The 7,873-nt window shown below is 46.3% G+C and carries 8 protein-coding genes; all 8 read left to right on the plus strand.

Annotated features, from left to right (window positions below; translation table 11 throughout):
• A partial coding sequence (locus AB4653_RS17710; protein WP_372104862.1) for a tetratricopeptide repeat protein occupies positions 1–407 on the plus strand: 407 nt, incomplete at its 5' end.
• A gap of 149 nt (positions 408–556) precedes the next feature.
• Positions 557–1,540, plus strand: a complete 984-nt coding sequence (locus AB4653_RS17715; RefSeq protein WP_102257626.1) for a MoxR family ATPase — start codon at positions 557–559, stop codon at positions 1,538–1,540.
• Between the two features lie 12 nt (positions 1,541–1,552).
• Entirely contained in the window at positions 1,553–2,515 is a 963-nt protein-coding gene (locus tag AB4653_RS17720) for a DUF58 domain-containing protein (protein ID WP_009844959.1), read from the plus strand.
• Positions 2,516–3,058, plus strand: coding sequence for a DUF4381 domain-containing protein (locus AB4653_RS17725; RefSeq protein ID WP_009844960.1), 543 nt, complete (start codon positions 2,516–2,518; stop codon positions 3,056–3,058).
• Positions 3,051–4,130 carry a VWA domain-containing protein gene (locus tag AB4653_RS17730; RefSeq protein ID WP_102257627.1) on the plus strand — a complete coding sequence of 360 codons (1,080 nt, stop codon included), beginning with the start codon at positions 3,051–3,053 and terminating at the stop codon, positions 4,128–4,130. Before AB4653_RS17725 ends, AB4653_RS17730 begins: the two co-directional genes overlap by 8 nt.
• The gene (locus AB4653_RS17735) at positions 4,123–5,829 is read left to right on the plus strand and encodes a VWA domain-containing protein (RefSeq protein WP_009844962.1); all 1,707 of its coding nucleotides are present in this window, start codon (positions 4,123–4,125) and stop codon (positions 5,827–5,829) included. Before AB4653_RS17730 ends, AB4653_RS17735 begins: the two co-directional genes overlap by 8 nt.
• Positions 5,826–7,193, plus strand: a complete 1,368-nt coding sequence (locus AB4653_RS17740; protein WP_102257628.1) for a BatD family protein — start codon at positions 5,826–5,828, stop codon at positions 7,191–7,193. Before AB4653_RS17735 ends, AB4653_RS17740 begins: the two co-directional genes overlap by 4 nt.
• 78 nt (positions 7,194–7,271) lie before the next feature.
• On the plus strand, positions 7,272–7,873 hold a 602-nt coding region (locus AB4653_RS17745; RefSeq protein ID WP_372104864.1), incomplete at its 3' end, for a LysR family transcriptional regulator.

Raw genomic sequence — 7,873 nt, forward strand, 5'->3', positions numbered from 1 at the left:
AAGGTAACGAAGCAAAAGCGCTGTCGACATTGAAGCAAGGTATTGAAGCTCAGCCGAGATCGAGTGTATTGCCATACAGCACAGGCTTATCTCTGCTTCGTGTGAAAGATTACGAACAAGCAACGGAGTACCTTAAGCAAGCTGCTGAAACTGCACAAACCGACCCACAATATTGGTATGTGTACGGATTGGCTTTGGAGAAATCGGATGTGCTTGCGGCAAGTCAATCACTGCACAAGGCTTACCAATTTAGCCGCAACCTACAGCACTTGTATGCCCAGTGTGAAGTGTTGGCGCGAAACAGCCATATACCGGGCGTACCAAAGGCGTTTGAGCAATGTATTTCATCACTGAGCAAAGTGGCACCGCCGGAGGCCATTAACCAATTGAAAGCTAAGTTTAAATAAAGCGATGAGGTGAGCTTGGCTATGGTGCTTGCTGCTTATTCCGCTTGTAACCAATTATCGCGCTTATGAGCAATTATCACGTGTATAACTAATAGTTATGGGGCTTGTGAGTAGGATGTACGCAGCCAGATTGAATTAAGGGAAGACCTATGAACCATGCGCAACAAGCAATAAACCAACTGATTGAACAAACAGAGAAAAATGTTATCGGTCAGAGCCACGTCGTTCGGGCTCTGGTGATAGGGTTATTGACTAATGGGCATGTGCTTTTAGAGGGACTTCCCGGTACAGCGAAAACTCGTTCAGTGAAATTACTGGCGAACCTACTGAACACCAGTTTTGGTCGAATTCAGTTTACGCCTGACCTGCTGCCATCAGATGTAACCGGTACAGAAGTGTATCAAGAGCTTGATGGAAAGCCTCAGTTGCACTTTCAACCGGGTCCTATTTTCAACAGTATTGTTTTAGCCGATGAAGTGAACCGTGCTCCTGCAAAGGTACAAGCGGCTCTGCTTGAAGCCATGGCGGAAGGAACGATTACGGTGGGTGGTCAAACTCATATTCTTCCAGAGCTATTCATGGTGCTCGCTACGCAAAACCCAGTAGAGCAAGAAGGTACGTATCCACTGCCTGAAGCACAAATGGACCGTTTTATCATGAAAGTGACGGTCGACTATCCAGAAGATGAAGCTGAACGCGACATCATTCGACTTGTGCGCAGTGAGGAGCTCGGTAGCGAGACGAGTTCGGAATTAGTCACTCCAGAGCATATTGAACCTGAGTTGGTACTTGAAGCTCGCCGCCAACTTCCAGATATTGCCGTTTCCGATTTAGTTGAGAACTACATTGTGGCTTTGGTGATGGCGACTCGTAAGCCAGAGCGTTACCCAGAATCAGACTTATCGAAATGGATTGAAATTGGTTCAAGCCCTCGTGCATCTATTTCATTGGATAAATGCGCTCGCGCTTATGCGTGGCTGCAAGGGCGTGACCACGTCACGTTAGACGATGTGCGTGCCATGTTGCCAACCGTGTTAGGTCACCGATTCTCGCTGTCTTACGATGCATTGGCCGATGGTGTTGACCATCAAAGAGTGGTTGAAGAACTGCTCGATAATGTTGAGATTGGATAACTAGGGGGCGTCATGGCGAAGCCAACACAAGCTCCCAAATCGCAAGGCCTTGATCCACGTTTGTACTGTGATTATTCAAGGTTAGTGCGAATTCAGGCTCAAGCTGAGTCGTTTTCTCTACTGCCTCATCTAAAGGCGGGTAGTGTGCTGTCGGGTAGACACAACTCATTGTTCCGAGGTCGAGGTTTGAATTTCGAGGAGCTACGTCACTACCAACTTGGTGATGATATTCGTAACCTCGATTGGAAAGTCACGATGCGAACAGGCAAACCTCATGTTCGTAGTTATACCGAAGAGAAAGACCGTAATGTGATGATCTGTGTTGATCAACGCAGCTCGATGTTCTTTGCTTCTCAAAACACTATGAAATCTGTTGTGGCCGCCGAAGTCGCAGCATTGTGTGGATGGCGAGTGCTGAAAGATGGTGACCGAGTTGGTTTCGTTTTGGCGTCGCACCAAAAGCTCTTTCATACCAAAGCACAGCGTTCTCAATCGGACTTAATGTCTCAGTTAAAACATCTGACCAAAGCCAATCAAAGCTTAGGTGTCAGGGTGAGCGACAGCGAAGGTGTTGGGTTTAGCCAGTGGATTGAACTGATAAAACGAATGAGATTAAAGCAATCGACCTTAATCTTTATTAGTGATTGGCGAGATTGCCAAGAGCAACACCTTGACCGACTAAAGCAACTGCAACAACACAACGATATCTTAGCCATTATGGTCACCGATCCATTAGAACAATCATTGCCTCAAGATCTGGCAAGCGCAAACTGGGTGGTGGGTGATGGTCGCTTTCAACTTAATCTGGACAGCCAATCTAAGGTTAACCTTGCAAGTGAAAGCCTTGCCCAAAAAGCGGCACTCCAGAAACAGTCCCTTGCTAAATTAATGGCGATGAAAAACCTCCCTTATATCGAATTAGATACGTCTGGAACTCATATTTCTCAGCTTCAAAAGCTGGTGGGAGGGCGTTAGATGGCCGTTGAACATACGCCTCCAAGTACTTATATCCTTCGCGATCTGCACGATGTCGCCATTCCCGAGAGCGTGAGCTGGATGCCGCAAACTATTGGCTGGAAGATCCTTGGCGTCATTCTGTTATTGGTCGCTGTCTATCTGGCTTATCGTTTAGCGCTAAGGTGGTGGAATAACCGTTATCGCAAAGAAGCGCTTCAAGAACTCATGGTACTGGATGCAAGAGACAAGAACTCAACTGAACGAACCTTTAAAGTCCTCAAAGTGGTACTTCGTTACCTAGACAGCAGCAATGCAAAGCTGTTTGGAAAAGCCTATGTAAACCGTCTGAACGCTTATCTGCCTGTTAGCGCTAACACAAGTGAAAACAGCAATGCGTTCTTTGCCGATGAAGTTTCGGAATTATGGATGCAAAGCCTAATTGACCCTAATGTGCGTCTGAGCTTTGAACAGCGATTAGAGGTAATTCAAACCGCGATGATGTGGCTAAAACTTCACAAGCCGAATGTACAGGTAACGGTTGAGGGGCAAGACAATGTTTGATGTTTTATCTGCCAGCTTTGAATTTGCGCACCCACTGTGGTTTATCGCACTACCTTTGCCTTTACTCGTTTACTTCGCCGTACCTGCTTATCGCACTAAACAAATGGCCATCAAGGTGCCATTTTTCAGTGAGTTGGTTGAAGCGATTGGCGAGGCTCCATCAGAAGGTGCAAGCCAATTAACACCAAGCTGGTGGCAACGCACTACGCTGATCATTACCTGGGTATTAGTGATCTGCGCATTAGCGAAACCTACCATTCTTGGTGAGCCACAAGTTCGTGAACAATTAGGTCGCGACGTGATGGTGGTTGTCGATTTGTCTGGCTCAATGGCTGAACAAGATTTTACGTCTAAACAAGGGGATAAAATCTCTCGCTTAGATGCGACCAAAGAGGTGTTAGCCGATTTCGCGAAAACCAGAAAAGGGGACCGACTCGGTTTGATCTTGTTTGGTGATGCAGCGTTTGTACAAACACCGTTTACAGCTGACCAAGATGTGTGGCTTGAACTGCTTAATCAAACCGATGTGGCGATGGCAGGACAAAGCACGCATTTAGGTGATGCGATTGGCTTGGCGATTAAGGTGTTTGAACAAAGCGAAAAGCAGAGTGCTGCGGTTCAAGATTCAAGTATTGATGCGAACGTGAAAGAGAAAGTTGTGATTGTGCTAACTGATGGCAATGACACCGGAAGCTTTGTTGAGCCTATCGATGCCGCAAAAGTTGCTAAGGCTAAGGGCGTTCGAATTCACGTTATTGCGATGGGCGATCCGCAAACCTTTGGTGAAGTGGCTCTGGATATGGAAACCATCAAGCGAGTGGCTCAAGAGTCTGGTGGCGAAGCCTTTGAGGCGCTTAACCGCGACGAACTGACCAAAGCCTACGCTCAAATCGGTGAACTAGAACCACAGTTATATGAAAGTACCACTTATCGTCCTAAACAGGGGTTACATCATTACTTGATGGCCATTGTTGTTGTGATGTATTTGACTGCCTTTAGTCTGGCGACTTTACGTAGAAGGTCGCTTTTGGCTTCTAAAACTAAAAAATTGAAAGGAGAGGATGATGCCTGATTCTCTCACTCTGCAACAGTTCTTTACCCAGTTTCATTTTATCCGACCTTTGTGGTTGTTGGCCTTTATTCCGATGTTCTTCCTGTTATGGGTTCGTTGGAGAGAAGAGACCAAACCAACGTGGAAAGACATTCTACCTGCACACTTACGTGATGCATTGACCATTGGTGAAACAGGCTGGCGTAGGCAGCTGCCATTGAAGCTATTGATGGTGATTGTAACTATCGCCATCATTATCTGTTCTGGCCCAACATGGCAGCGTGAGGCTTCACCTTTTGGGGAAGACAAAGCGTCGATGTTAGTGGTGCTTGATAACAGCGAATCCATGCTGGCGAAAGACTTACCACCGAGTCGCTTGGAACGCTCTAAACAGAAAATTAGAGACTTATTAGCAGCGCGCAAGGGCGGTAATACGGGCTTAGTGGTTTACGCAGGCAGCGCACACGTCGCGATGCCTGTGACTCAAGACAGCAAGGTATTCGAACCGTTTCTAGCGGCTATCACACCCGACATCATGCCGGTATCAGGTAAGTCAGCAGAAGAAGCACTGCCACTCATAAATCAGCAATTGTCTGGTGAGCTAGGTTCGTCAGTGTTGTTGGTATCGGATGGTGTAAATCCAAGTACCATCAGAGCGTTCGAGAACTTCTTTAACGACAACCCGTATCAGTTGCTTATTCTAGCCGCAGGAAACAGTAATGTGGTGAGCGATAATCCTGTCGACCTCGATTCATTACGCAATTTGGCGAGTAAGACAGGTGGACGACTGATCGAAGTGACCGTTGATGATTCGGATATCCAACAACTGAACAGAGCGGTTGAAAGAAACATGCAGCTCAACGGCGAATCTTCAATGCCTTGGAAAGACATGGGCTATGGCTTGCTTATCCCAATGGCGATTATCATGTTGTTGTGGTTCAGAAAAGGATGGCTGGTGCAGTGGTGTGTCGTTGGTCTAGTGATTTCGGGCAGCATCTATTCACCAAGCACTTTTGCGAAAACAGTCAACTTAACTGCTGAGAAACCCGTTGTGGTGGAGTCGGTTACGGCTTGGGACAAAACAGCTCAATGGTGGTGGGACTTATGGTTAACGCCCGATCAGCAAGGTCAACGCCTGTTGAATCAGAAAGAATATCTTCAAGCTGCCAAACATTTTACTGACCCAATGCGAAAGGGCGCGGCTTATTACTATGCTCGTGATTTTAAGCTCGCTCACAGTGCATTCCTGCAAACCAAAACTGACCTTGGTTTATACAACGCGGCGAGTGCGTTAGCCAGACAGCGTGAATATCTTGCGGCGCGAGACCTTTTGAAATTATTAAGCGAGAAAGAGGATCTGTCACCAGAACTAAGAACGGATGTGGAAAACAATCTTGCTGTGCTTAGTGGGATTGTCGAAGAGGTTAACCGAACCAGTGAAAGTCAGTCCGGGACCACAGATGGCCCTGAAGAGTCTTTAGAACTCGAAGACGATCAGCCGCGAACGGGTGATGGCGCTGAAGAAGAAACGGTAGCGGAATTGATGCTCAAGGAAACGCTTAATGCCAATGAAATTTTGGGTAGCCAAGAGCTTGCCGATAAGTGGTTAAAACGAGTCGAAGCGGACCCTAAGTTCTTCTTAAAGTCCAAGTTCCAAATTCAATTAAGAGACCCTGCACCTTCCATCGAACAAGCGTCAAAACAGGAGCAAACCCAATGAGTCGATATCATTTAGCTCTTGAAGCCATTCAATCAAAGAGAGTGCGATTTAGAACCCATAAGTGGTTACTGTCGATGACTCTTATATTGAGTTGGTTTTCTCCTTTTGTTGCTTCTGCTGCCGATATCTTCGATCTCCAAAAAAGTGGTGACGTTGAGCTTATCGCTTGGGTAGGGGAAAAGCCAAAGTCAGGCGATAAGATAACGCCGACTAAAGTGAGCGTCAATGAGCAGGTAATTCTGAATATTGAGGTGGCGACGCCGCGTTGGTTAACGGGAGGGACTCGAATCGGCAGTATCGAAATCCCTAACGTGATCGCTAAGCAACGTAACCAACTCGCGACTAATTACACGGAACGGGTCAATGGCACTACATGGTCGCGTCAACGTTGGGAAGTGACGCTTTATCCGATGACTTCTGGCGAGTTTGTGATTCCAACCGTACCGGTTCGTATTCAAGTGTCAGCTCCTGATGGGTCAAACGTTGGTGGCACGCTTTATACGCAGCCGATTAAGTTTGAAGCCTCATTACCGTCTGGTTTGTTAAGCGATGAATCGCCTTGGTTTTCAGCGACAGACGTGGATGTTGAGCAGCAATGGCAACGTTCGAGCGAAGACTTAAAAGTGGGTGATGCGGTTACTCGAACCGTGACGATCAAAGCGAAAGACAGTTTGTCGGTGTTACTTCCCAATGTGTTGACCAATGAATCGACACAGCAATATCAAGCTTACCCGCAACCTAATCGTTTAGATGACACACAAGAACGTGGTGACTACCGTTCCAGTAGAATTGAAGAGACGGTTTATGTGATTCAGCAAGGTGGTGAATTTACCTTACCGGAGTTCACATTCCAGTGGTGGGACAGCAAAAATCAGCGTCTTGAGAGCGTGGTAATAAAAGGCGAAGTGTTTGAAGCAAAACACACATTCCAATCCTTCATCAAAGCTTACATGTCGGTCTTTATAAGCGTTGGTTTGGCAGTGGTCTTATGTGGCATGTTATTCGTTGCGGCGAAGCGCTATTACAAAAATCGACCAACACCAAGTTGGTTGGTATTGCGTCGTTTGCTTAAGCAAAATAATTGGCCCGCATTGAGAACCTTTATCTATCGTCAATTACGAAACGAAACCTCTCAGCTAGAACTGAATAAAGCGCAACTTGGTAAATTGAATGGACAGAAACGTTGGATAGAAGACAGTGAATCCCTCCAACAAGGGCGAGAAGACAAAAACGTATTTACTCGTTTGTGGAGAGGGTTACGTAACTTACCCAATGACACATCAAACTCAAGCAATTCTCGTTCAATTTTCGACCGCTTGAAAATCCCTAAAGCCTTGCCAAACTTAAAAGATAGAACTAAGTAGCAAACTTTAGTTATTCGCATCGAACAAAATCGGCAGGCTCTCTACTATAGGGGACCTGCTTCTTTAATATGGAACTGTATGAAAAGCACCGAACTCAATTTAATTCCTATATTTGTTGCTATCTATGAAGAGCAGAACTTATCTAGGGCTGCTAATCGCATGGATATAAGCCAACCTGCTGTGAGCAAAGCGCTTGCACGGTTGCGAGATATCTATGACGAGCCACTGTTTCACCGTACCACATCAGGCGTAGAGCCAACCACATTCGCTATTGATATCTATCCGGCAATGGCCGCTGCGCTTAAAAATTTCACTTCTACCTTATCCGCATCAAGAGATTTCGACCCCAAAACTTCAGGGCGCGTGTATTCAATTGCCTGCGTCTCGGCGGCGAGCTACGAAATGATGCCAAGAGTGATGCAGTTAATCAGCCAAGTTGCACCTGGTATCGCGTTAGAAGTTCACCCTCTATTTACGGAAGATTACGAGTCTGATTTAAGGCTTCAAAGACACGATGTTATTATCGATATGACACCTAAAGGAAGAACCATGCTCAAGCATGAGGTGATCTCTAAAGAGGAACTGGTGGTGGTGTGCCGCAAAGACCATCCTACGATTGGTGATACGATCGATATGGAGCAGTTCCTATCAGTTGAGCATGTGGTTGTATCTCGTTGGCA

The organism is Vibrio sp. 10N.222.48.A3, assembly GCF_041475345.1.
Taxonomy (GTDB): domain Bacteria; phylum Pseudomonadota; class Gammaproteobacteria; order Enterobacterales; family Vibrionaceae; genus Vibrio; species Vibrio tasmaniensis_A.

Coding starts and splice junctions, on each gene's coding strand:
- AB4653_RS17735 (WP_009844962.1), top strand. CDS start 4,123: ATGCCTGATTCTCTCACTCTGCAACAGTTCTTTACCCAGTTTCATTTT.
- AB4653_RS17730 (WP_102257627.1), top strand. CDS start 3,051: ATGTTTGATGTTTTATCTGCCAGCTTTGAATTTGCGCACCCACTGTGG.
- AB4653_RS17725 (WP_009844960.1), top strand. CDS start 2,516: ATGGCCGTTGAACATACGCCTCCAAGTACTTATATCCTTCGCGATCTG.
- AB4653_RS17720 (WP_009844959.1), top strand. CDS start 1,553: ATGGCGAAGCCAACACAAGCTCCCAAATCGCAAGGCCTTGATCCACGT.
- AB4653_RS17715 (WP_102257626.1), top strand. CDS start 557: ATGAACCATGCGCAACAAGCAATAAACCAACTGATTGAACAAACAGAG.
- AB4653_RS17740 (WP_102257628.1), top strand. CDS start 5,826: ATGAGTCGATATCATTTAGCTCTTGAAGCCATTCAATCAAAGAGAGTG.